Here is a 23,961-nt window from a genome sequence, read left to right on the forward strand (position 1 = left end):
TCCCCCTAGTGTGAGGGCTTAACCGTAGCTATCAGTATGCAAGTCGTCAATTATAGGAAAACCCTGAAATCACAACACATTAATGTATGCGGTGACTGCTTATTCCGCCGCGTGCGTAAAGGCTTTGGAGGTGCCGGGGGCCGCCGCTTTTTCCTCGCGCTTCATTTTGTCGGCATGGATCGCGCCCATGGCATCGGCCACCTGCTTGTCGAACATCCATTCGGCCTTGCGCTGTTTGGTCAGGTCGATTTCGGGCGCCATCGGGCCTTCGGTGCGCGGGCCGCGGATGCTGAGCATGAAAGACCGCACCGGGTGGTTCATCGCCGCTTCGGCCGCAGTGGGTTCGTAGCCCGAATGCACCATGCAGTTGGCGCACTTTTCATAATTACCGGTGCCGTATTTTTCCCATTCGGTGGTTTCGAGCAATTCCTTATAGGTCTTGGCGAAGCCTTCACCGAGCAGGTAGCAAGGACGTTGCCAGCCGAACACGTTGCGCGTGGGCAGGCCCCATGGCGTGCAATGATATTCCTGGTTGCCGGCAAGGAAATCGACATAGTTCGAAGAAACGCTGAAACGCCACTTCTGCTTGCCCTGCTTTTCGCTTTGCTGGCCGCGGCGCAGCACGTCGCGGAACAGTTCCTTGGTCGCCTTGCGGCTCAGGAAATGCTCCTGATCCGGCGCGCGTTCATACGCATAGCCGGGCGAAACCGTGATCGCGTTGATGCCCATGTCCATGACGCTGTCGAAGAACGCGGCCACGCGTTCCGGCACCGCATTGTTGAACAGCGTGCAATTGATGTTGACGCGGAAGCCGCGTGCGATCGCTTTCTTGATCGCGCTTACGGCCTTGTCATAGACGCCGTCCTGGCAGACCGATTTGTCGTGCTCCGTCTTCAGCCCGTCCAGATGCACCGACCAGGTGAAATAGGGCGAAGGCTGGTACTGGTCCATCTTCTTTTCCATCAACAGGGCGTTGGTGCAAAGATAGACATACTTCTTGCGCGCGATGATGCCGGCCACGATCTGCGGCATTTCCTTGTGCAGCAGCGGCTCGCCGCCGGGGATCGAAACCACGGGCGCGCCGCATTCATCGACCGCCTCAAGGCACTCCTCGACGCTCAGGCGCTTGTTGAGAATCTCGTCGGGGTAATCGATCTTGCCGCAACCGGCGCAAGCGAGGTTGCAACGGAACAACGGCTCGAGCATCAGCACGAGCGGGTAGTATTTATTTCCCGCAATCTTCTGCTTGATGATGTAGGAGCCGACATCGAAAACTTGTCGCAACGGAACCGACACTTGATCCTATCCTTCCCGGAGTCGTAATAAGCGAAAAAGCAAGCCGCGTTTCTACCGCATACGGCTTTGTATTGTCTAGGTTTTTTGCAAGCCGGCCGTTCGGCCCGTGCTTCCGGTGCCGGGCCATAATATAAGGGGCTTCAAGGGCTTACCGGCTCCCTGCAACAGCGGCGGGTTTTTGTGCTGCCGCCTGCGGCAAGGGTCAAGCGGCGGTGGTCGTGCGCGGCTCGGCCTTGGTCAGCTTCATCGGCAGACGGAAATGGACGCTTTCTTCCTTGCCGGGCAGCAGCGAGATTTCCACGGCCTCGATCTGGCGTAGCCGCTCGATCAATCCCTGTACAAGGTCTTCGGGGGCCGAAGCGCCGGCGGTGATACCCACAACCTTTTTGCCCGCCAGCCATGCCGGGTCCAGCTTGCTGGCGTCTTCGATCAGATAGGCGTCCACGCCTTCTTCGCGCGCGCATTCTTCAAGCCGGCTGGAATTCGAGCTGTTGCGCGCGCCAATCACCAGCACAACATCCACATGCTTGGCCAGTTCGCGCACCGCTTCCTGGCGGTTCTGCGTGGCGTAGCAAATATCCTTGGTGGCCGGGCCGATGATGTTCGGGAAGCGCTTCTTCAGCGCTTCGATCATTTCCTTGGTGTCATCGAGCGAAAGCGTGGTTTGCGTAATATAAGCGAGCTTGTCCGGGTCGGCGACCTGCAGCGTTCCCACATCTTCCACTTCGGAAACCAGATGCACGCGGCCGGGCACGCGGCCGAGCGTGCCTTCCACTTCCGGGTGGCCGTCATGGCCGATCATGATGATTTCATAGCCTTGCTTGGCGTAGCGCTGGCCTTCCTTGTGCACCTTTTCCACGAGCGGGCAGGTAGCGTCGATGATATCGAGCCCGCGCTCGATCCCGTGCTTTTCAACTTTTTCGGAAACGCCGTGGGCGGAAAAGATAGTGACGGCGCCTTCGGGGATCTGGTCGGTTTCCTCGACGAACACGGCGCCCTTGGCGCGCAGCCGTTCGACCACATGCGGGTTGTGCACGATTTCGTGCCGCACATAGACCGGGCGGCCGAATTTCTCCAGCGCCATCTCGACGATGGCGATTGCGCGCTCGACACCGGCGCAGAAACCGCGGGGCTGGGCCAGAACTACCTTCATCCATCAATCCCTTTTCTAAAATCTTTGCAGGCCCGGAACTTAAAGGAAGCAGGCTTGTAAGTAAACGAAAACTGTTGCGCGTGCCCATAGCAAAAACCATAATTTTCCAATGCGTTAGGCTGGTCCGCGCGGCTCATGCATCGGGTTTTCGGGTGATTCGTTTTCTGTTTTGCGGAGGCAAACGGTCCGCTGCCGGGCACAATGAAACCATGTTTGGATCGTATCGATAACGTCATGGACGGACTCAAAATTGCCCACAAGGGTATTTTTTAGCTGCTACGATCAATATCTAGGTGCCTGGTCAAAAGACGGCCCGTTTTTAACAAAAAAGCAATAAAATTATCAGGTCCTACAGGTAGTTTTCTAATAACAAAATCAACAACTAACTGAAATTAACCGGGCCTTTGGATAGGGTGTTAAGGCCTGTGTTTGAAAGGTGACAGCGAGCCGAGATGTGGTAGCATCCTCGGTCCTAAGATCAATATCTGGTACAAATATCCCCATTTCTCAGTTATAGTTATCCACAGTTGTTGATAACTTGGATGAAGATCGGTCAGCAACCGGTGGCAGGAGGTTTTAATGTTTGACGTAATGCAAGTAGAGCGCGGCCCCCAGGTAAAGCTCGATCGGTCCCGCGATTCCATGATCACCGTTTTTGGCAAAGCCACCCTTGAAGATCGCTATCTTCTGAAGGGGGAAGGCTTCCAGGATCTTTTTGCCCGCGTTTCAATGGCTTACGCGGATGACAGCGCCCACGCCCAGCGTATGTATGACTATATAAGCAAGCTCTGGTTCATGCCCGCGACCCCGGTTCTGTCGAACGGCGGCACGGATCGCGGTCTGCCCATTTCCTGCTTCCTCAATGAAGCGTCCGACAGCCTCGAAGGCATCGTCGGCCTGTGGAACGAAAATGTATGGCTGGCTTCGCGCGGCGGCGGCATCGGTTCCTACTGGGGCAACCTGCGCTCGATCGGCGAAAAGGTGCGCGACAACGGCAAGACATCCGGCATCATTCCCTTCATCCGCGTGATGGACAGCCTGACGCTGGCGATCAGCCAGGGCAGCTTGCGCCGTGGTTCGGCCGCGACCTATCTGCCGGTCAGTCATCCGGAGATCGAGGAATTCGTCGAAATGCGCCGCCCCACCGGCGGCGATCCGAACCGCAAGGCGCTCAACCTGCATCACGGCATCGTGGTTTCCGATGCTTTCATGCGCGCGGTGGAACGCGACGAAGAATGGGCGCTCACCAGCCCGAAGGACGGCACGATCGTGCGCCGCATCAGCGCCCGCGCGCTCTGGATCCGCATCCTCACCGCCCGCGTCGAAACCGGCGAACCCTATCTGCTGTTCATCGATACCGTAAACCGCGCGATCCCCGAACATCACAAGCTCGCGGGCCTGCAGGTCAAGATGTCCAACCTGTGCAGCGAAATCACGCTGCCCACCGGCATCGACAAATACGGCAAGGAACGCACGGCGGTCTGCTGCCTGTCTTCGCTCAATCTCGAATATTTTACGGAATGGGAAAACCATCCGACCTTCATCGAAGATTGCCTGCGCTTCCTCGATAACGTGCTGACCGATTTCATCGCCAAGGCGCCCGACAGCATGTCGCGCGCCGCCTATGCGGCGGAACGGGAACGCTCGGTCGGTCTCGGCGTCATGGGCATGCATTCCTTCTTCCAAAGCCAGAACGTGCCGATCGAAAGCGTGATGGCGAAGGTGTGGAACAAGCGCATGTTCCAGCATATCAAAAAACAATCCGATGCCGCCTCGGTCAAGCTGGCGGAAGAACGCGGTCCGTGCCCCGATGCCGCCGATTACGGCATCATGGAGCGTTTTTCGAACAAGATCGCGATCGCGCCCACGGCGTCCATATCCATTATCTGCGGCGGCGCCAGCCCGGGCATCGAACCGAACGCGGCCAATTCCTTCACGCACAAAACCCTTTCGGGCAGCTTCGGCGTGCGCAACAAGTACCTCGCGCAAACGCTGGAACGCTATGGCCGCAACGACGATGATACATGGTCATCGATCACGACCAACGAAGGTTCGGTCCGCCATCTCGATTTCCTGACCGACCACGAACGCGATGTGTTCAAGACGGCGTTCGAGCTTGACCAGCGCTGGCTGATCGAACTGGCGGCAGATCGCGCGCCATATGTTTGTCAGGCCCAAAGCCTCAACGTCTTCCTGCCGGCCGATGTGCACAAGCGCGATCTGCACCAGATCCACTTCCAGGCATGGAAGAAGGGCGTGAAAAGCTTGTACTACTGCCGTTCCAAATCGCTGCAGCGTGCCGAAAAAGCCGCGCCGCAGGTAGCCAGCGTCGCCAACGACGACAAGGCGCGCCGTGCCCAGCACGAGCTGGCGGAGGCCGAGCAAAACAAGTACGAAGAATGTCTGGCGTGCCAATAAGGAAAAGTTTCTGATGTCGTTACTCCATGCCCGCAAGATCATGCCCCGCCGCCAGCCCGCAAGGCTGGAGGATTTCGAAGAAAAGCTGATGTTCGGCGATCTGGCCCAGCTTCTGCAGGAAATGGAGCATGACCGCCACGCGCCTGAAGATCTGGTGCGCGGCCTCGAAAGCCTCAAGCACTTCCGCGATTTCTACCACGCGCAGGGCAAGGCATTGGATAGCGACAGCCGCGCGCGCGTCGCGACCTATGATGCCGCGTGGTGCATGGAACTGATCGAAATGGCGGCCCGCGAACGCGGCGTCCGGCATTACCGCGCCTAGGCGGGCGTGGTGGAAGGCTCCGCATCAAAGCCCGGCGTTTTTGAGCTTCTCGGCCGCAGTTGGGGGGAGATCAAGGCAAGGCCGCAATCAACCGTTATCTTGGCTTTGCTTTTTTCGACCGCGCTTGTTTTTTCTGATTTCCTGAAGGGAGATGGCAAACCAGAAAATGTGACAATGCCTTTTATCGCCCAAGTTTTCATGAGCCAGGCATGGTTTTATGCTATGGGTTTTTCTGGCGATGCTTTGTGGAGGAAAGGTAACAGCAAGGATCAACAAACCTCTATGCACAGTTCGCTAAAATATGGCGGGTATGCGCTGCTGGCTTTCTTGCTTATCTTTTTTTCAGGGTTTGTCGGTACTGTTCTTGTTGGAAAAGCCGGGAGTATGCTGGTGTCAGTTTTGTTCGCAGTCATTGCAGGCTTATTTGTTGTTCCATTTCTGTTTGTTTTTCCGGCCCTTGCTTTTGGCCACCAAGCGTCTTTGCCGTTGGCATGGAGGCAAAGTAAAGGGTGGTATCGCAGATTGCTCGGCGGCATTGTCGTTATTACCCTGATACAACTCGTCGTGGGTGTTTTATTGGGTGTTCTGGTTGGCTTGCTTATTCCAGCTTCGTTGGGTTGGTTGGCTACAGGCATACTCTATACGGCTGTCATGGCGCTTAACCTGTTATCTTATGGCTATCTTGCCCATACTTATCTTGCCGCCACAGGCCTGTCCAAACCCGATTTTTCTGTTACAGTTTCCTGAACCCCGAATCCGAAGAGGTAAGCAATGTCCGGTCTTCTCACTCCGAACCCCGTCTATAAGCCCTTCCGCTATCCGTGGGCCTATGAAGCATGGTTGAAGCAGCAGCAAATTCACTGGCTGCCGGAAGAAGTGCCGCTGGCGGACGATGTGAAAGATTGGCGCCACAAGCTCAACGCGGCCGAACGGAATTTGCTTAGCCAGATCTTCCGTTTTTTCACGCAAGCCGATGTGGAAGTGAACAACTGCTACATGAAGCATTACGCGCAGGTGTTCCAGCCGACCGAAGTCAAGATGATGCTTTCCGCCTTTTCGAACATGGAAACCATCCATATCGCGGCCTATTCGCATCTGCTCGATACCATCGGCATGCCCGAAGTCGAATATTCGGCCTTCCTCCGCTACAAGGAAATGAAGGACAAATACGATTACATGCAAGCCTTCAATGTCGAAAACCCGGTCGAGATTGCGCGCACGCTGGCCGTGTTCGGCGCCTTCACCGAAGGATTGCAACTGTTCGCTTCTTTCGCGATGCTGATGAACTTCCCGCGCTTCAACAAGATGAAGGGCATGGGTCAGATCGTCACGTGGTCGGTGCGCGATGAAAGCCTGCACACCGTTTCCGCCATTCGCCTGTTCCGCGCCTTCATCGATGAAAACAAATACATCTGGACCGAAGGTTTCCAGCGCGAACTGTACCTCGCCTGCGATACGATCGTGGACCACGAAGATGCCTTCATCGACCTGGCGTTCGAGCTGGGCGGCGTCGAAGGGCTGACGGGCGACGACGTTAAGGCCTATATCCGCTACATCGCCGACAGGCGTTTGGGCCAACTCGGGCTGCAGCCGATCTATCGCGTGGCCAAGAACCCGCTGCCGTGGATGGATGAAATGCTGAACGGGGCGGAGCACGCGAACTTCTTCGAAGCCCGCGCCACCGAATATTCCCGCGCCGCTACGCAAGGCAGCTGGGAAGAGGCGTTCGAATAAGACATCCGAAGCCCCGCAAGTCGCCGGTCGGCGTTACTGCGGGTCGGTCGGGCTGGTTCCGCGGTTTTTAGCTACTTTGCTTTCGATGCTGCGCTGAGCGTCCGCTCTTTCTTGCGGGCTCAAGCCAATCGTTTCGCCTATGCGCCTGAAAAGCTCTATAAGCCAATGTGTTTCGTCGCTATCGCCGCGTTGCGCTTTCATATCCATGCTCCCCATATATATTCCGTTGAATGGGGGGCTGGATATCACAAGGCTATGCCATTTTCAAACGCTTGTTATGGTTAAGGCGTAAAACGCTTATTCCACCGCGACCAGCTTGCCGAACACGCCGTCCGCTTCGTCGGCCGGGCCGGCGGTGAAGTAAAGGTGGTTCTTTTCACCCAAATGCACGCCGTTGCCGAACAGCATGGCCCATAACCCATCGATCATGATCGGCTTGCCATCCGGGCGGCGCAGGTAATCGATCTGCTTGCCGCTGTCCGGGTCGAACGCGACGATGGTGCCGTCGCCGAAATTTCCGACCAGCAAATGCCCGCTATGCTTACCGAAGCCGTCCGGTGCGGCGGCGATGCCCCAGGGCGCATCGAGCTTGCCCGCGCCTTCAAGTGCGCGAATGAACTTCCCGTTGTAATCGAACGCGGCCACATAGCCTTTGCCTGCGCCCTTGGTTTCCTCGCCCGGCTCCTTCGAAAGCTCGGCATACACAATGTAAAGCGTGCCGTTCAGCGCCTGAATGTTAAAAGGCGCATAATTGGCGGGGATGGTCCCGGCGGGTACGGCAAAGGCTTCCTTGCCAAGCGTCATGGGCTTGAAAGCGCTATCGAACACATCGATGCGCTTGTTGCCGAAATCCGCGAGGTAAAGCCGGTTGTGGTCGAGCCCTTCGGAAATCGCCATGCCCTTGTATATCGCGCCCTTCTTGCTGTTATCGACCATGGTGATGGAGTTGACGGGGCGGATGAAGCTGCCGTCTTCCTTCTTGTTTTCGGTCCAGCCGACGATGGAGCCTTCCTCGGTGGCGAAGATAAACTTGCTCGGCCCCGTGATGCCGTCATGCGTCACGATAAATTCGTCGTCGCGGCCATTGAACACGTCGCCCGTGGGGTGCGAAGGTTCGGTCTGCCCTGCGGGTGCGGCGATGTTGATGAAGGGCGTTTTATCCTGATGCAGCGCGACGCCGTTCACGTCGCCGATATACATGCTGTTGGTGCCGCTATCGGTGTTGTTGATCCAGAAATGGCCGCCAGCGCCGGCGGGGCGGATAGCAAGGCCCCACGCGTTGAGCATGCGCTCGTCGATCAATTGCGGTTCATAGATCTGCTTGTTCGCGACAAGGTTGATCAGCTTATAGCCTGCGGCCTGCGAAGGCGCGGCGGAAATGGCAAGGGCGACGCCGGCAAGAATAAGGGGGCGGATAATCATGAGTATCACCTGTGTGGGCTGGAGGGGCTAAGCGAGTGCCCCCTCATAGCCTAGATGATAATAGGTATCAATAGCAATTTTAAACTATTGTTATAAATAGACTAACTGGCCCATCTTGTTAGAACCTGCGCCGCTTTCAGGCCGCTGCGGATCGAGCCTTCGATGGTGGAAGGCAGGCTGGTATCGGTCCAGTCGCCGGCGAGCACGAGGTTTTTCCACTGTGTCCATGCGCGCGGGCGGCGCTTCACCTGTTCGGGCGTGGCGGCGAAGGTCGCGCGTTTTTCTTTCACGATCCGGTGCGGCGGGATTGTATCGGGGTCGAGCCCGTAAAGCTTCGCCACATCAGCCCAGATCATTGCGGCGCAGGTGGAAGCGGGCAGATCGACATAACGTTCGGCCGCACTCACGGTCACCGAAACCACGCCCGGCTTGGCGAAAATCCATTCCGCTACGCCGCCGATGATGCCGCAAAACCCGGCCTGCGTGCGCGGCACATCGATGCGGTAATGCGCGTTGACGATCGCGCGGAAATCGTTCGGCACCGTAAGCGCGGGCACCAGTTCGCCCGTTACCCATGCCGGTGTCGCCAGCACGACCCAATCCTTCGGGCCCATCTTCAGCGTCGCGCCGCCGAAATTCAGCCCGTTCACGCGTTCGGCATCCATCTCGACCGCGCGCAGCCGCTGCCCCAGATGCACGGAAACCTTCATCGCCTGCAGCTTTTTCAAACACGGATCGACGAATGTTTCGGAAAGCCCGATTTTGGGAATGCGCGGCATGCAAGCCTTGCCGCCCGCGCCGAAGGTTTGCGCGAACACGTTGGTCATCAGCTTCGCGGCGGCGTTGGCGGGTTCCGTGTTCAGCACCGCGACCGTCAATGGCTCCCAGAAACGTTTATACAGCGTGCCATAGCCGCCCAGCAGCCCTTCGATCGTGTCGTCGTCGCGCGCGGTGAACAGCTTGACGATCGAGGCGTAGTCGGCCGTTCTGGTTTCCGGCACGCGATGGCGGGGGGAGAAAATCCACCACGGCACCATGCCCTTGTTCATGCGCACGACCCATCGCCCGCCATGCGCGACGTCGGCGAACGGGAAAACCGGCTCGTCCGGTCCCGCCAGCGTATCTTCGGCGCCGGTGAAAAACAGATAATCCATCATCACCATGTTGCCGGAAAGCACGAGATGGTTGCCGTTATCGATCCGGCAACCGAGCTCGCGATCGAAATAGGAACGGCAGCGCCCGCCCGCCAACAGGCTGGCTTCATAAAGCGAAACCCTGAAGCCGCTCATGGCCAGGTGCAGTGCGGTAGAGAGCCCGGCCAGACCGGCGCCAACGACGTGAATATGATGTTCTTTATGCATGCGGGCGTTTTTAAACTATAGGCTCGAAAGCGCCAGCCAAATTTTCCGCCACAGCGGCAATTCCACGCGTTTGCGGGTTTCCTGCCAATCCTGTTCGATCAGGCGGTCAAGGATGGCACGGTAATAGGCGCCCATGATGCGCGCGGGGCGCATGGCGCGCCGGTCGCATTGCCGCATGGCGTCGCGCGCCTCGCGGAAATGACCGAGTGCGACTTCGGCAAGGTCGCGGCACACGCGCGGCAAATCCACATGCGCCAGCACCATGCGCGGGGTCGCATCGGCCATGCCGTGTTTATACAAAAGTTCGTGCGGCAAATACAGCCTGCCGCGCCGCGCATCTTCGTTCAGATCGCGCAAAATGTTGGTAAGCTGCAGCGCGCGCCCCAAATGGTGCGCAACCCGCATCGCCTGTGCGCTGCTGTCGCCGAAAATCCGGACCGAAGCGCGCCCGACCGCGCTCGCAACCCGGTCGCAATAGGTATCGAGCTTGGCCATGCTCGGTTTGCAGATGGGTGCGCCCGCATCCATCTCCATGCCGTCGATGATCGCCTGAAAATCCTCCTCCGCCAGCCCGTAGGCGGCGACGGCGGGTTGCAGCGCCTGCGTGATCGCGTCTTCGGCCGTGTTTTCCCGGAACAGGCGCGCGATGCGCGTGCGCCAGAGCGCGAGCCCGGCGCGGCGCGCCTGCTCGTTCGGGCCGTCGTCCGCGATATCGTCCACCTCGCGGCAAAATCCATACAAGGCATACATGGCGTCGCGCCGCGCGCGGGGCAGCGCCATCATGCCGGCGGTAAAGGATGAGCGCGATGCGCGCACGCGCGCCCGCATCGCCGCTGCGGGGTTGTTTATGTTTATTGCCGCCGCCGTCATAGCCATGCCGTCAGCAAACCGCGCAGCGCCGCCAAGGCGGCGGCGGGCTTGCCCAGCTTTACGTTATCCGCCAGCGGGTCGCGGCGCGCCAGAAGCTTCACAAGATCGTCCGCCAGCACGCAGATGATCGAAGTTTCGATCCGCAACCGCATGTCGCCGGCCTGGCGCGGCAGCATGCGCGCCTGTTTCAGCATCGGGCCGAGCAGGCCGAGCATATCGTCGAACGTGGCGCGCAGCGCAGCGCTCGATTGTTCGGCGGCAATATCGCCGATTGCCGCCCCGCGGGCCGCCAGCATATCCTGCGGAATATAAACGCGGTCGAGCGCGGCGTAATCCTTGGTGCAATCCTGCATGTGGTTGATGATCTGCAGCGTGCTGCAAAGCGCGTCGTTGGCGGGCCATGCTTCTTCGCCGGTGCCGTGCAGCGCCAGCACAAAGCGCCCGACCGGTGCGGCGGAATAGCGGCAATAATCGACCAGATCGTCCCAATCCTTGTAGCGCAACTTGATGGCGTCGCGGCGGAAGGCGGTCAGGAGATCGAGGCAATGCTGCGGTGTGATGCCGGTTTCGCGCAGACTTTCGCGCATGTGCACGGCCGAAGGCACATCGTCGCCCGCATCCGCCTTGTCGCACAGCACGGCGGCGAAGCGATCAAGGCGCGAAATTTTTTCCTTGGCTTCCAGCATCGGGTTATCCGCCACATCGTCCGATGCGCGGGCGAAGCCGTAAAAGGCGTGCACGTGGCGGCGGGCATCGGGGCGGATCAGCCAGGATCCGACAGGAAAGTTTTCATCGCCCGCGCCCTTGCCGCTCGGCGTTTCGGTCGCGCGCGGCGCGTCCGGCGCATGCGCCGTCATGTCTCTTGCCGGTTCCATTTACCGGCGCGCCTCGGTGCGGCCCTTCCATTCGCCGCCCGCACCCGCCCATGTCAGGCGAGCGGAATCGCACGTCGCGCCGATATAAACTGCGCCCGCCGCGGGCAGCGCCAGCGTCCAGGCAGGCGGCAACCCGTAAAGCCGGATCATCGGCAGATAGGTGAAGGCCATCGCCGCGATGGCCAGCAACGCGAACAGCTTGCCCCAAAGCCCTGCGAACAAAATCGCCGCCAGCGGCGCGATGAACAAAATCGCCATCCCGAGCACGCAAGCGAGCAAAAGAAAGACCGAATGTTTAAGCTGTGTGAAGGCGGTGCGCGCGATCATTTGCCAGATCGGGCCGGTTTCGCCGTATGCGCGTACGCTTTCCGTATCGTTGCTCAGCGCCAGCAATGTGCGTGCATACGCGCCGGGCAGGCTTTTGTGCTTGATCAGTTTCGCCAGTTCACAATCGTCGATCAGCGCGCGGCGGATCGCGATCAAGCCTTCGACCTTGTCAAGCGCGCTCTTGCGCACCAGCATCACGCCGCCCGCCGCCGCGGCGATCGCGCTATCGTGGTCGTTCGCGAGCCGGAAGGGATACAGCATCTGGAAAAAATATACGAAAGCGGGGATCAGGATTTTTTCCGCCCGGCTGGCGCAATGCAGCTTGACCATCAGCGAAACAAGATCGGCGCTTTGCGTTTCCGCCTGCGTCACAAGGCGGCGGATATTATGTGCTGGGTGCCTGATATCGGCATCGGTGAACAACACAAAATCGCTGTCGGCGTGTTCCTGCCCTGCCTGCATGGCGCTGACCTTGCCGGTCCAGCCATCCTTGGGTTCGGATGCCGCAATAACTTCAAGCCGCTTCGCGAGCCCGAGTTCGTTCGCGATCTTGCGCGCCACGTCCGCCGTGCCGTCGCTGCTGTGGTCGTCAAGCAAAAGCACGCGCCATGTGCCGGGGTAATCCTGCTGCAAAAGGGAAGGCAGCGTCTTGGGCAGTTCCTGTGCCTCGTCGCGCGCGGGCACGATCACGGTGACGGAAGGCCAGTAACCGCGCGGCGCGGTTTCCGGCAGGAAGAAGGGCTGCCAGAACCGGCGTCCGTGGAGAAATGTAAGGTATAGCCAGCCGATCAGGCTCAGGAGTGCGAGGGATGTCATCGGGCGTGCCAGTCGTTGGTTGCCGGGTCAGTAATTGTTTTGCTTGAACCAGTTTACGGCATCAAGGATGGCATCATACGCCGCGCGGGCGCGATAACCAAGCCGGCTTTCCGCCTTCTTGATGCTGAAAAACATCTTCTTTCTGGCCATATTCAGGCCATCAATGGTCACGAACGGGTCGCGGCCCGTGATGCGCGCGGCCAGCTCGGCCCCGAAGGCAATGGGGTAGATAAGCCCGCGCGGCAGCGCCAGCGTGGGCGGTTTGCGCCCGGTGATCTCGGCCACGTGGCGCAGAATATCGCGCAGCAGAAGATTCTCGCCGCCAAGAATGTATCGCTCGCCCACCTCGCCGCGGTCATAAGCCAGAACGTGGCCGATCGCGACATCGTCCACATGAACCACGTTCAAACCGGTATCGACGAAGGCGGGCATGCGGCCATGCATGGCCTCGACGATCATGCGCCCGGTCGGCGTCGGCTTGATATCGCGTGGGCCGATCGGGGCGGAAGGGTTGACGATCACGGCGGGCAAGCCCTTTTCCGCGATCATCGCTTTCACCGTTTCCTCGGCCAGGAATTTGGATCGCTTGTAATGCCCGATCATGCCGCCAACATGCGAAGGCGTGGTTTCGTCAGCCGACGTGCCATCGGCGTTGCTGCCCAGCACGGCAACGGAACTGGTGTACACGATGCGCTTAACGCCCATCAAAAGCGCGGCGTTCATCAGCGCCTGCGTGCCTTCCACATTGGCCTGGTACATAGCGGCGGGGTTAGGCACCCAGATGCGGTAATCGGCGGCGATATGAAACAGCGCGTCGCATCCTGCCAGCGCGCGGGTCAGGGAATCGTGATCCAGCAGGTTGCCTTCCGCGATCTCGATATCAAGCCCCGCCAGGTTGCGCCTGTCGTTGTCCGGCCGGGTCAGGATCCGGACCCGGTGCCCTGCGGCCAGAAGCGCGCGCGTCACGGCCGCGCCGATGAAGCCGGTCGCGCCGGTCACAAGGGTTTGCTGCGGGACGGTTTGCTGCGGCGGGGCTGGCTGGTTTGGGGTCTGCTCGGTTGTCATGGGGGCCGTTTATACCATCCTGAAACCGGTGGGCTATCGAGATTTAGGCCACGTTGTAATTCTGCAACAAGGCGTGCCAGGCGGGCAGGGCGGCTGACAAAAAGAATCCGGATCAATGGCTTAGCCATGGGCTGTTTTTCGTGTCCCTGAAACCGTTCCGGACCCGGTTCAAAAAACCATGCTTTTCCACACGAATATAAATCGCTTACCCATTGATTCAAATAATAAATACATTGCCATGGCAAAGATATCCACAGACAATAGCCAAAGCATCATTCTGCCACAAAAAACACCGGTAAATTAGGTTAACGAAATCTCAATCGGTGGGGTCTTAACTGATGAATTGGGCATCCAGCGTTTGGCTCAAAGCGCTTTGTCCGTCCGTGACTTACGGGTCATGCGGCTAGCTGTATTGGGGGATACAAAAGTGCTCGTTTCGCTTCGCCTGCCGATGATACTCGCGCTCTGCGCGCTGGCCTCGCTTCTGGTGCTGCCCGCTTGCAGCCCGGTCGATGTGAAGGAAGCGCAAAGCAACTATTCGCGGCAACCGGAATTACCCGAAGTTCCCGATCCTTCTGAAACCGTTCGCGGCGCAGACGATCCGCCGGTGGTGACGTTGAAGATCGGCAGCTCGCTGCGCGACCGTCGCCTTTCGTCCGGCGATGAATTACCCGAAGATGTCATCTTGCCCACCACCAATTTGCAGGGCGTGCCGGTTACGGCCGCGCTTGAAGCCGTGCTGGCCGGTACCGATATCGCGCTTTCCTACGAAACCGCGGCCTTCGACGACCGCATCATCAACCTGCTGAACCTCAGCGGCCCGTTGCCGCAGGTCGTGGAACGTATCTGCAACGCCGCGCGCGTGTTCTGCAACAACCGCAGCGGCAGCCTTGAACTGGTGGCGCAAGACACCTTCATCATCGAACTTCCGCCGGTCGAAGATGAAAACGCCGCCAGCAGCACGATCGCGGATGCGATCAAGCAGCTTTCCGGCGGCGATGTGCAGGTCGATACCGCCGGCGGCAATCTGATCTATTCCGCCGATTATGAAGGCTATCACCGCGTCAACCAGTATCTGTCGCAGCTGCGCAACGGCCGTCCCTTGATCGTGATGCAGATGTATATCTGGGAAGTTTCGCTCGATGCCAACAACAATTCCGGCATCAGCTGGACCAGCTTCGACCAAAGCGGCCTCGGCGGCCACCTGCAATCCGTCGATAACATCACCTCCAGCCTGTCCAACTCCGCCATCTCGGCGATCACCGGCGGCATGAGCCTCGGTGCCGTGCTGCGCGGCAAGGTGGATGCCAACCTGGTGGCCAAGTTCCTCTCCACCCAGGGCGTGGTGCAGACGGTCAGTAACCCGCAAATGACCTTCGTGTCCGGCTCCAGCGCCAACTTCGTGATCGGCGGTACGCGCCGCTTCATCTCGCAGGTCGGTCAGCTGGTATCGAACACCGTGTCCGGCTCCAGCACGGGCACCAGCGGCATCGGCACCAACACGGTATCGACCGACGATATCGATGTCGGGCTCACGATTGATGTGCGCGGCAGCTATGAAGGCGGCGTGATTTTCGCGAAAATGAGCCTCGCGACCACCGATATCATCAAGGTTGAATCGGTTGATACCGGCTCGACCCAGCTGCAGCTTCCCGAAACCAGCGAACGCAAGCTTGAAACCGTGCTGCGCGTCCGCCCGGGCGATAACCTTCTGCTTGCGGGCATGAACTCGTCGCGCGACGAACTGGGCCGCGACAATATTCCGCTCCCGCTGCTCGGCCGGCTCCCGCTCGGGACATCCGACATCAAGCAGAACCGCGAACTCGTGATCCTGCTCAAACCCTCGATCGTCCTGTTCGCGGACGACGAACAAATCGAACAGGCCCGCAAGGAAGAGCGCCGCCGCCCGCTGCCCGAACCGGTGGTGATCGACAGCGCCGGCACCCGCCCGATCGTGTATGAAGAAAAGCCGCGCACGCTCAGCGATGCGGCCGACGAAGCGGCGGCTTATGCCACGCTTAGCTCCGAGACCGAAGCCGTACCCGGCGAAACGCCAGTAACGGCGGCAATCGCCAGCGGCAATCAGCAGGTCCTGTTCGGCCAGGTTGGCGGCACGCCGGTGGGCGAACCGGGGCCGGATGTTTCGCTGGTCGATCGCGGCATGCTGCAGCGCGGGTTTTCCTACGCCTTCGATGAACTGCTGACCCCGTCGCAGGATGTGGAGGCGCAGCCATGATAGGCCGCCGCCGCTCAGCTTTGCCGGTGGCCGCGGTTATGCTTCTGGCCGCGCTGTTGTTGCCGTCCGCGGCGTTCGCGCGCGATGCGTCGTTTATCGAGCCGGGCACATCGGTCGGCAAGGGCGCCACCAACGAAGCGCTGGTGGCCGAACCAAAAGAAGTGGATACGGGCGAATCCGTCGTCGGCGTGGCGCGCCGCATCACGCTGTTCTTTTCAAACCAAAGCAACACCGGGGTTACGATCCGTGACATGACGGTCAACGGCGATGGCAACGTCACGACCGAAATTACCAGTGACGATTGCAAAAAGGTCGGCAAAATCCCGGCCTTCACCCGCTGCGCCGTGGTCATGTCGATCACGCCATCAAGTCCGGGCCCGTGGACGGTGGAAATCCTTGTCACGCATGACGGGCTCGGGCGCATCGCGCGTGCGACCGTCAACGGCATGACGCTGGGCGAACGCAAGGAATCGCAGGAAAAAAAGATGGGCCTCGCGCTCAACAACCAAAAGACCGATCCGATCGATTTCGGCGAAGTTGAAATCGGCGTCGGCAAGCCGGTGCGCTCGGCGCTGATCTATAACGATAGCAACGAAGACATCACTATCATTTCCATCGATCTGATCGCGGCCAGCAACGGCCTCGCGCGCCTCAATCAGGGCTGCGAGGTCGATATGACCCTGCGTCCCGGCGAGTCATGCCCGATCACGCTGCAATGGACCCCGTTCCGCCGCAACACGATATCGACCGATCTGATCGTGCGGCATAGCGGCCGTGTCGGTTTCATGGTCGTGCAGGTGCGCGGCAAGACCACGGGCGAAGCCATGGCGGGCGCTGAAGGCGAAGGCGCCGAAGGCAATATGACCCGGATACCGGGTTTACCGCCGCCGCCGCCCTCGGCGGCCGAGCTTGGCAATCTTATGAACAATGTCCCGCCCGTAAACGCCGGCGCGCTTTCCGGCCCGCCGCCGATGGCTTCGCAATCCTCTTCCGCGCCCGTGCATGCCGATATCTATCTTGTCGGCACGGTCGGCAAGCGCGCGATCCTGCAACGCGGCGGCGGCGCCACCAAAGTCGTTGCCGAAGGCAGCGAAGGCAATGTTGGCGGCGTTTCGGTCCGGGTTATCAGCGTAAACCCGCGCGCCGCATCGGTAGAAATGAACGGCGAGACGCATGAATTGAAGCTTGGCGGTTCGCCCTACCGTCCGAGCCAGAAGGAAGCCGCACCCTCAAGTGTGTCGCAGGCGACGCCTGCCGTCATTGCCCCCATAAGCAAGCCGGCACAAAGCACCCCGGTGGAAGAGGGGGCAAAATGAACGAAACCACGCGTCCTCCCGAAGAAGCCGAAGGCAACACCGATGAACAGGTCACGCCGCGGCATTATGAACTTGCGGTGGCCGAACAGGCCGTGCACCGCATGCGCGGCCGTTATCTTTCGATCGACGATATCCTCCGCCGCAACGGATTCAAGTCGGACGTTCGCCCGACACAGATAGAAGGCAAGGCGACGCGCGAAAACCTCACCGCGCAGGCGCTGCGTCTTTATGTTCCGGCGGCGCAGCAAGCGGCGATGGGGGTTGTGCTGCTTGAATTGCGCGATGGCGTGCTGCGCATCGCCGTGGGCGACAGGATCGACGATGCCGATGTGGCCCGCATCACCAATGCGCTGAAGCGCGCCAACCGCGCGGTCGAGAAGGTGGATGTCGAGCCGTGGGACCGCGCCGAACTTTCGCGCCTGATGCGCGAACAATCGGAAATGGCGGGCGAACGCCTGCTGCGTCTGTTCGCCGCGCTGACGCGCGATCCGGATAACGCGGTTTCGGTCGAACAATCGGTCAACGATATTCTTGCCGAAGCGTTGCAAAGCCGCACGTCGGATATCCATCTTACGTTGCAGGAAGACGATACGCGCTGCTGGATCCGGTACCGGGTTGACGGCGATATCATCTATAAGCATCTGATCCCGTCGCATGTGATGGCGCCGATCGTCACGCGTATCAAAACCGATTCTAAAATGGACGCCGCCGACCGCCAGCATCCGCAGGACGGACGTCTCGGTTTCGAATGGCAGGGCCGTATGATCGACGTTCGTGTCGCGTGCTTGCCTGTCGCGCCAGGCGGCGAAAAGCTCACGCTCCGTTTGCTCGATCGTGAAAACCTGCGTTCGTTCGACGAACTCTTCATGCACGCGCCGATGGTGGCCGATCGTTTGCGCCGCACGGTGCACGGCCATACCAAGGACGGCGGCTTGATTATCGTGTCCGGTCCTACGGGTTCTGGTAAATCGACAACGCTATACGGCATCATTCAGGAAATCGACCGCGCCGCCCGCGCCGTCTATTCGGTCGAAGCGCCGGTCGAATACGATATGCCGCTGGTCGATCAAACTTCGGTGACCGATAATTCCGCCAACGACATCGCCTCGATCATCCGCGCGCTGATGCGGCACGATCCGGACGTTATCATCGTCGGCGAAATGCGCGATAGCGATACGGTGGAAGCCGCGCTGCGCGCCACGGAATCGGGCCATTTGGTTATCACGACGGTGCACGCGGTTGACGCGCTGCACACGCTTGATCGCGTTGACGGCTTTCTCAGCTCCGCCTACCGCACCAGCGGTCTTTACATCCTCGGTCACGCGCTGGTGGGCTCGCTCTCGCAGCGCCTCGTCAAAACCGTATGCCCCGCCTGCCATAAAACCGTGAACGCAATAGAGGCCATGGGCGATGAAGAGCGTTGCCGCGAACTTGAAATTCCGCCCGATGCGCGCGTGGCGCTGGCCAGCAAGGAAGGCTGCGATTTGTGCAACCATCGCGGGTTCCTCGGCCGGACGCTGGCGCTCGAAGCGCTGTTCCCGCCCGAAGATCAGGCAAGCCGCCGCGCCATTACGGAAATGATGGTGTCGAATGTCACCAACTCCATCGCCGAAATCCCGGGCACGATCTATATTCCGCGCCGCGATTCAATCCGCGATCTGATCACGCGCCGCGCGATCGACGCCCATATGGGCGCCGCGCTGCTGGTCGAAGAAGCCGCGACGCGGCAGGCGCGCGGCCATTAAAGGATGACAAGCGGAACGAGGCATAGCGCATGAAACTGTTCCATGCCAAATACGCCCAGCCGCTGCCCGGCGGCAGCGTCGCGGTGCATGAGGAGGATTTTTACCTTCCCGATGCGACCACGGTGCGCCGCCAGCTGCGGCAACGCGGTTTGTGGCCCATTCATATCAACGAACAAAAGCCCGCGCTGTTCGAATGGTTCGATGTACGCTCGCGCGATTGGCAATTGCAGCTTCTGCGCGCGCTGCGCTTCCAGACCGCCACGGCGTCCGCCGGTACTGCGCTGCTAAACATTATCGAAGCCGAAGCCGACCCCCGCCGCCGTATCGCCTTTTTGCCCACGCGCACGGTGCTGAAGGGCGGCGGTTCGTTCGCCGAAGCCTTGCGCGAACTTAAGCTGATGGATGCGGCCACGATGGCGATCATCATGGCGGGCGAGCGTGCCGGCGATCTTAAGGGCGTGATCGCGCATGCGATCAAGCATGTCGAGGAAAAAGGCGGCCAGTTCAAGGCGGTCATGGCGGCCATGGGCTGGCTGGCATTCGATATCTTCTCGATCATCTCTTCGCTGTGGGGCGCGCAATTCGGCTTTATTCCTTATCTGAAGGATAACGCCCCCAAAAACGCCACGCCCGAACAGCTCGCAAAGTTCGAAAGCGCAATTGTCACCGTCACGTGGGTCAACGGCTCACTGATCTTTATCACGTCGGCGATCATCGCCTTCATCGTCATATTCGGCGGCAGCTATTGGAAAAACCGCCATCGCCCCAACCATTGGTCGGCGCAGATGGTGATCAGGATGCCGATGTTCGGCCAGTATCTCGCCCACGCCGCGCTGCACGATACCTGCAAACTGATCGCACGCCTGCTGCGCGGTAAGGTGCCGCTGGATGACGCGCTCAAGATCATCATCGAAACTACGATCGAGCCGTCGGCGCGGGCATATTGGACCGAATGCCGCCAGCGCATCATGGCGGGTGTCGAGCCGGCCAAGGCGCTGGGCCGTTGGCCGCTGACACGCGCCGAACGCAACCAGATCGCCACCGTGCAATCGGTCGATCAGCTGGTCGAAGTATATGAAGCTTTGGCGGCCGAACGTTCGCTGATGGCCAAGACCATGCAGCGTAAAATCGTCCTGACCGGCGTTATTACCATGATGGCGCTATCGGGTGTTATTGTGCTTACCATGGTCTGGCTGCTCATGATCCAGAATCAAGGGTTTATGGACAGCCTCACTGGCCTGCGCGAAGGGGGCGCATAGGATGCTCCAGAATTTCATCAAATCCTTCTCCGGCACAGGGAAGATCGCCGAAGGCGATCCCGGCGCGCAGGATGATCGCGGTGGAACCCACGGCGACGGCATGAGCGGCGTGGTGCAGGATATCGCGGGCGGCGCGTTTGGCGGCATCGCGGTCGCGGCCGAATATTACTTTCCGCCCGAACTGATCGGCGGCGTCGCGCCGCGCGTTGCCGGGCAGGAGCGCGAAATCGCGTGGAACGCGGCGGCCGAAGCTTGCGACAGCGAACGCATCCACCTTATATGGAGCACGACCGAAGATCGCGTCTGGTATGTGGCGTCTCGTGCATCCGATCTTGCGGCGCATCCGCACACCTGGTGCCCATTCGCCTCGCTGCTGCCGGGCATGAAGGCATCCGAGCCGCCGCCGATTTGCTATACATATTATTCCGACGAAGCCGCAACCATGATGACGGTGACGAAGGATTTAATTCAGATCCACCGCGGCACGTCTTCCGTTATTCGCGCCAAGGTCGAACGTGTGGCGCGCGAACTTGGCGGCGCCAAGATCGTCGATTTGTCGCCGGACAAGATCGCAAGCCTCGCGCCGCAGGCGTGGCATTCGGTTTCGCTGTTCGAAGACAGGGTGCGGCGCATGATGACGGCCGCTATCGTCATGACCGGCGTGGTTATTGTCACCATATCGTTCCTTGTCTGGATGGTCGCTTCCATGGCGCTCTTGGCCGCCAAGGCCGAGGTTTCGTCGGCGCAGGAACGCTCGGCCCAAAAATCGCAGGATCTGTTAACGCTCGTGACGCGCATGCGCACCAGCGAGCTGCGCGAACAGCTCGCGCGCTTCTCCGATCTCAACGATGGTTTGGTGGAGGTCGGCGGCTGGCTGAAAATCTATGATCTCAAGACCGGCAACAAGGTCATGTGGAAGGCGATCGTGCCATCGAGCCTTACGGGCGACCGTATCCGCGAACTGGGCGGCAAGACCATTGAAACCAACGAGCAGGGCGTGCTCATCGGCAACGATGCCGCCGTGGCCGCCATGAAGGAAAAGAGGGGCAGGCGATGAAGCTCAGCGATTTTCTGGCCAAGAAGCCGGATAAAGCCCCGGCAACCAAGAAGGACAAGGGCGGCAATGCGAAGAAGGGGCCGTCCATCCTTGAAGGGCTTAGCGCCGATATGGTGCAGCGCGCACTCATGTCGCTCGATCGTGCGGCGCTTGTGATCGTCGGCAGCACGTGGGGTGCGGCCATGGTGATGGTGGCTATTGCTCTTTATACCGTATCGCTCGCGAAAGACGCCTCGGCCGATCTGGATATGGCGCTTGCGGCGGAACCGAGCCTGCCCCGGCTTGAACAAACCAGCATGGAGTTCGAGGACACCAACAAAATCGTGGAGCGCCTCAAGAAGCGCTACGAAGGTATCGTCTATGAAACGGGCAAGAACGGCGAGCTGCTCATCAAGGCGACCAACGCAGACAGCTTCAGCACATGGATGGCCAGCCTCAGCTATCTCGATACCGTTGCGCCCGATGTCCGATGGTCGCTTGCGGCTATGTGCATCGGCGCCGAATGTCAGGAGAATCACCTGATGGCCGCAACCATTCTTGGCCGGCGTATCAGCTACAAGCCGGCCGAATAGTTCGCCGGGCCGCCACAGGCCTTCGATTCGCAATCAAAACAATTATGGATATGGTTGGGCAAATGATGCGTGGCCACATCAAGGGGCTAAATAGTCACAACAAAAGGCCTAGAAGGCTGCAATGCCCGTGACCAGTTGACAGAAAAGACAAAATGAATCAACTTCTTAATGGGAGTCTGGGGCCAAAAGTCAGTGGAAATCTATTCCGCTTTGCGTTGGCACCTAAATGTCATACAAGTTTTGCAAGCAATCCGCAGGGCGCATGCCCGCCACAAGTTTCAGGGAGACTGATATGAAAACAAGCGTGGCGCCGAAAATGGCTCGCTTTCATAGTGAAGCTGGTATCGCCATTGGCCCCATTCTCTTCGTGGTCGCTATTCTTGGGATTCTCGCCGCCGCCATCGCCGCCGGCAGCGGTTCTTTCACCACAAGCACTTCAGGCGAAGCATCGCGCACCAAGGCTTCCGCGCTTATCGAAATCGGCCAGAACCTGAAAATCGGTATGGACCGCATCACAGGCCTTGGCACCGATGTCGCGAGTGTGGTGATCGATCCTGCGCAAACCGGCAACAGCGACGATCTGTTCTCGCCCACCGGAGGCGGTATTAACCCGCCCTCGACCACTATGGCGAACGATCCGCCGAACGATGCTTGGTTCTATGTCGATGGCGCCGTGCCGCAACTCGGCACCTCGGGCACCGAAAAGCTTGCGATGATCGAAGTTGCCAGCGCGGTTTGCGATCAAATCAATCTTAAGGCCGTCGGCCTCAGCGCCACGCCTTCGGGGGCCGATATCGGCAACGTGATCTCGAACACGCTTGGCACCGATGTCAGCAACTGGCCCACCGCGCTTAAGGGCAAGCCGACCGCCTGCGTTTATAACACCGATGCGGCTTCCGGCGGTTACTGGTTCTACCAGGTGCTGAACCTCCAATAAGCCCGTTTCCCTGTAGCTTTATGGCCACGTAAGACCGTTTTTACGGGTTGTTTCGCTTGCCCGGACCACGCGGCCCTTGGCAAGCGCGCGGCGCGCGCTTATACCTTTCCTGATCAATGAGTTAACCGTACAAAACTGGTTTGGTTTTGTGTGTGTTATCGGCATTGCAAACTTACGGATGGCGGCGCACATTGCGGCGGGATCCGACTGAATGAATCGTGCGTTTATTGCGCGCACTTGGTCTTACAGGGCTGGAGTTACAGCATGTTCCGTTTCTGCCGTCGTGTGTTTTCCGCAGCCGCCATCATGGCTATCGCCGCGCTGGCGCTTTCTGCCGCCGCGCAAGCTGCCGGCGGTGCGCCCGAACCGTGGGGCCTTGGGTTTCAGGCGCCGGCCTCGCCATATAAGGAACATATCGAAGAATTCCATAACATGCTGCTCGTGATTATCACGGTCATTGTTGTCTTTGTGCTGGGGCTTCTCGTTTATGTGATCGTCCGCTTCAATGCGCGCGCCAACCCGGTGCCGAGCAAAACGGCGCATAACACGATGATCGAAATCGTCTGGACGGTTGTTCCTGTCATCATTTTGATCGTGATCGCCATTCCTTCATTCAAGCTGCTGTACTACGGCGATACGATCCCCACGCCCGATCTTACGATCAAGGCGGTCGGGCACCAATGGTACTGGTCGTATGAATATCCGGATCACGGCGATGTCACCTTCGACAGCCGTCCGCTATGGGATGGCCCTGCCACCAGCGATCAACAGGCGCTTGAACTGGCGCATGAATATGCGCCGGGCTGGCTGATCCCGACCGAAAAGCCGCTCCGCTTGCTCGAAGTTGATAACCGCATCGTGCTGCCGGTTGGTCAGAATGTGCGCGTTCAAACCACCGCGACCGATGTGCTGCATTCATGGGCCATGCCGGCGCTGGGCGTGAAGCGGGATTCGGTCCCCGGCCGTTTGAACGAAACCTGGCTCAAGATCGACCACGAAGGCATTTTCTACGGCCAGTGTTCGGAACTGTGCGGCACCGGCCACGGCTTTATGCCGATCGTGATCGAAGCGGTTTCGCCCGAACGCTTCGCAGCATGGATCAAATCGAAACAGGATGTCGCCGAAGCCCCCGCGGGTGACAACGCCAAGCAGCTGGCCAAGGCCCGCTGAGCAACAGGAC

Annotated in this window: 20 protein-coding genes; 12 read left to right on the plus strand and 8 right to left on the minus strand. The window is 59.5% G+C overall.

Features of this window, described 5'->3' with window-relative positions:
• Positions 1 to 99: 99 nt before the first annotated feature.
• Together hpnH and ispH are read right to left on the minus strand one after the other, a co-directional pair.
• Positions 100 to 1,296, minus strand: coding sequence for an adenosyl-hopene transferase HpnH (gene hpnH, locus GC131_07975; protein MBI1274005.1), 1,197 nt, complete (start codon positions 1,294 to 1,296; stop codon positions 100 to 102).
• A 202-nt stretch (positions 1,297 to 1,498) separates the two neighbouring features.
• Positions 1,499 to 2,449 (minus strand): 4-hydroxy-3-methylbut-2-enyl diphosphate reductase, encoded by a 951-nt coding sequence (gene ispH, locus GC131_07980; protein MBI1274006.1) that lies wholly within the window; start codon positions 2,447 to 2,449, stop codon positions 1,499 to 1,501.
• Positions 2,450 to 3,028: 579 nt separating this feature from the next.
• On the opposite strand from ispH, the gene GC131_07985 reads away from it, so the two are divergent.
• From GC131_07985 to GC131_08000, 4 genes are read left to right on the plus strand one after another with little or no spacing between them, the layout of a single operon-like run.
• The gene (locus tag GC131_07985; GenBank protein MBI1274007.1) at positions 3,029 to 4,867 is read left to right on the plus strand and encodes a ribonucleoside-diphosphate reductase subunit alpha; all 1,839 of its coding nucleotides are present in this window, start codon (positions 3,029 to 3,031) and stop codon (positions 4,865 to 4,867) included.
• A 13-nt stretch (positions 4,868 to 4,880) separates the two neighbouring features.
• Entirely contained in the window at positions 4,881 to 5,189 is a 309-nt protein-coding gene (locus tag GC131_07990) for a hypothetical protein (GenBank protein MBI1274008.1), read from the plus strand.
• 9 nt (positions 5,190 to 5,198) lie between these two features.
• Positions 5,199 to 5,936, plus strand: coding sequence for a hypothetical protein (locus tag GC131_07995; protein MBI1274009.1), 738 nt, complete (start codon positions 5,199 to 5,201; stop codon positions 5,934 to 5,936).
• A gap of 24 nt (positions 5,937 to 5,960) precedes the next feature.
• On the plus strand, positions 5,961 to 6,923 hold the full coding sequence (locus tag GC131_08000) for a ribonucleotide-diphosphate reductase subunit beta (GenBank protein ID MBI1274010.1): 963 nt from the start codon (positions 5,961 to 5,963) through the stop codon (positions 6,921 to 6,923).
• Between the two features lie 297 nt (positions 6,924 to 7,220).
• On the opposite strand, the gene GC131_08005 is transcribed toward GC131_08000, so the two are convergent.
• From GC131_08005 to GC131_08030, 6 genes are all read right to left on the minus strand, one after another.
• Entirely contained in the window at positions 7,221 to 8,345 is a 1,125-nt protein-coding gene (locus GC131_08005) for a TIGR03118 family protein (protein ID MBI1274011.1), read from the minus strand.
• A gap of 101 nt (positions 8,346 to 8,446) precedes the next feature.
• Positions 8,447 to 9,706, minus strand: coding sequence for an NAD(P)-binding protein (locus GC131_08010; protein ID MBI1274012.1), 1,260 nt, complete (start codon positions 9,704 to 9,706; stop codon positions 8,447 to 8,449).
• Positions 9,707 to 9,721: 15 nt separating this feature from the next.
• A complete protein-coding gene (hpnD, locus tag GC131_08015; GenBank protein MBI1274013.1) occupies positions 9,722 to 10,576 on the minus strand; it encodes a presqualene diphosphate synthase HpnD in 855 nt (284 codons plus the stop codon).
• Complete coding sequence (hpnC, locus tag GC131_08020; GenBank protein ID MBI1274014.1) at positions 10,573 to 11,433, minus strand: squalene synthase HpnC; 861 nt, start codon at positions 11,431 to 11,433, stop codon at positions 10,573 to 10,575. The genes hpnD and hpnC overlap by 4 nt, the downstream gene beginning before the upstream one ends.
• Before the next feature lie 18 nt (positions 11,434 to 11,451).
• Positions 11,452 to 12,594 carry a glycosyltransferase gene (locus tag GC131_08025; GenBank protein MBI1274015.1) on the minus strand — a complete coding sequence of 381 codons (1,143 nt, stop codon included), beginning with the start codon at positions 12,592 to 12,594 and terminating at the stop codon, positions 11,452 to 11,454.
• Positions 12,595 to 12,621: 27 nt separating this feature from the next.
• The gene (locus GC131_08030; GenBank protein ID MBI1274016.1) at positions 12,622 to 13,659 is read right to left on the minus strand and encodes an NAD-dependent epimerase/dehydratase family protein; all 1,038 of its coding nucleotides are present in this window, start codon (positions 13,657 to 13,659) and stop codon (positions 12,622 to 12,624) included.
• Between the two features lie 397 nt (positions 13,660 to 14,056).
• On the opposite strand from GC131_08030, the gene GC131_08035 reads away from it, so the two are divergent.
• The 8 genes from GC131_08035 to coxB all read left to right on the plus strand — a co-directional run bounded on the left by GC131_08035 (position 14,057) and on the right by coxB (position 23,951).
• Positions 14,057 to 15,895: a hypothetical protein gene (locus tag GC131_08035; protein ID MBI1274017.1), complete on the plus strand. Its 1,839-nt coding sequence runs from the start codon at positions 14,057 to 14,059 to the stop codon at positions 15,893 to 15,895.
• Between the two features lie 26 nt (positions 15,896 to 15,921).
• Complete coding sequence (locus GC131_08040) at positions 15,922 to 17,211, plus strand: hypothetical protein (GenBank protein ID MBI1274018.1); 1,290 nt, start codon at positions 15,922 to 15,924, stop codon at positions 17,209 to 17,211.
• On the plus strand, positions 17,208 to 18,956 hold the full coding sequence (locus tag GC131_08045; GenBank protein MBI1274019.1) for a type II/IV secretion system family protein: 1,749 nt from the start codon (positions 17,208 to 17,210) through the stop codon (positions 18,954 to 18,956). The genes GC131_08040 and GC131_08045 overlap by 4 nt, the downstream gene beginning before the upstream one ends.
• Before the next feature lie 29 nt (positions 18,957 to 18,985).
• Positions 18,986 to 20,215 carry a hypothetical protein gene (locus GC131_08050; GenBank protein ID MBI1274020.1) on the plus strand — a complete coding sequence of 410 codons (1,230 nt, stop codon included), beginning with the start codon at positions 18,986 to 18,988 and terminating at the stop codon, positions 20,213 to 20,215.
• 1 nt (position 20,216) lies between these two features.
• Complete coding sequence (locus GC131_08055; protein ID MBI1274021.1) at positions 20,217 to 21,272, plus strand: hypothetical protein; 1,056 nt, start codon at positions 20,217 to 20,219, stop codon at positions 21,270 to 21,272.
• Positions 21,269 to 21,844 (plus strand): hypothetical protein, encoded by a 576-nt coding sequence (locus GC131_08060; protein MBI1274022.1) that lies wholly within the window; start codon positions 21,269 to 21,271, stop codon positions 21,842 to 21,844. The genes GC131_08055 and GC131_08060 overlap by 4 nt, the downstream gene beginning before the upstream one ends.
• Before the next feature lie 292 nt (positions 21,845 to 22,136).
• Positions 22,137 to 22,781 carry a hypothetical protein gene (locus GC131_08065; GenBank protein MBI1274023.1) on the plus strand — a complete coding sequence of 215 codons (645 nt, stop codon included), beginning with the start codon at positions 22,137 to 22,139 and terminating at the stop codon, positions 22,779 to 22,781.
• Between the two features lie 264 nt (positions 22,782 to 23,045).
• Positions 23,046 to 23,951: a cytochrome c oxidase subunit II gene (coxB, locus tag GC131_08070; protein ID MBI1274024.1), complete on the plus strand. Its 906-nt coding sequence runs from the start codon at positions 23,046 to 23,048 to the stop codon at positions 23,949 to 23,951.
• The last annotated feature ends 10 nt before the right edge of the window (positions 23,952 to 23,961 follow it).

The organism is Alphaproteobacteria bacterium (genome assembly GCA_016124955.1).
In the GTDB taxonomy this organism is placed as follows: domain Bacteria; phylum Pseudomonadota; class Alphaproteobacteria; order UBA9219; family RFNS01; genus RI-461.

Coding starts and splice junctions, on each gene's coding strand:
- GC131_08010 (MBI1274012.1), bottom strand. CDS start 9,706: ATGCATAAAGAACATCATATTCACGTCGTTGGCGCCGGTCTGGCCGGG.
- GC131_08025 (MBI1274015.1), bottom strand. CDS start 12,594: ATGACATCCCTCGCACTCCTGAGCCTGATCGGCTGGCTATACCTTACA.
- coxB (MBI1274024.1), top strand. CDS start 23,046: ATGTTCCGTTTCTGCCGTCGTGTGTTTTCCGCAGCCGCCATCATGGCT.
- hpnD (MBI1274013.1), bottom strand. CDS start 10,576: ATGACGGCGGCGGCAATAAACATAAACAACCCCGCAGCGGCGATGCGG.
- GC131_08060 (MBI1274022.1), top strand. CDS start 21,269: ATGAAGCTCAGCGATTTTCTGGCCAAGAAGCCGGATAAAGCCCCGGCA.
- GC131_08050 (MBI1274020.1), top strand. CDS start 18,986: ATGAAACTGTTCCATGCCAAATACGCCCAGCCGCTGCCCGGCGGCAGC.
- GC131_08055 (MBI1274021.1), top strand. CDS start 20,217: ATGCTCCAGAATTTCATCAAATCCTTCTCCGGCACAGGGAAGATCGCC.
- GC131_08005 (MBI1274011.1), bottom strand. CDS start 8,345: ATGATTATCCGCCCCCTTATTCTTGCCGGCGTCGCCCTTGCCATTTCC.
- GC131_08035 (MBI1274017.1), top strand. CDS start 14,057: ATGCGGCTAGCTGTATTGGGGGATACAAAAGTGCTCGTTTCGCTTCGC.
- ispH (MBI1274006.1), bottom strand. CDS start 2,449: ATGAAGGTAGTTCTGGCCCAGCCCCGCGGTTTCTGCGCCGGTGTCGAG.
- GC131_08030 (MBI1274016.1), bottom strand. CDS start 13,659: ATGACAACCGAGCAGACCCCAAACCAGCCAGCCCCGCCGCAGCAAACC.
- GC131_07990 (MBI1274008.1), top strand. CDS start 4,881: ATGTCGTTACTCCATGCCCGCAAGATCATGCCCCGCCGCCAGCCCGCA.
- GC131_08045 (MBI1274019.1), top strand. CDS start 17,208: ATGAACGAAACCACGCGTCCTCCCGAAGAAGCCGAAGGCAACACCGAT.
- hpnC (MBI1274014.1), bottom strand. CDS start 11,433: ATGACGGCGCATGCGCCGGACGCGCCGCGCGCGACCGAAACGCCGAGC.
- GC131_07985 (MBI1274007.1), top strand. CDS start 3,029: ATGTTTGACGTAATGCAAGTAGAGCGCGGCCCCCAGGTAAAGCTCGAT.
- GC131_08065 (MBI1274023.1), top strand. CDS start 22,137: ATGAAAACAAGCGTGGCGCCGAAAATGGCTCGCTTTCATAGTGAAGCT.
- GC131_08000 (MBI1274010.1), top strand. CDS start 5,961: ATGTCCGGTCTTCTCACTCCGAACCCCGTCTATAAGCCCTTCCGCTAT.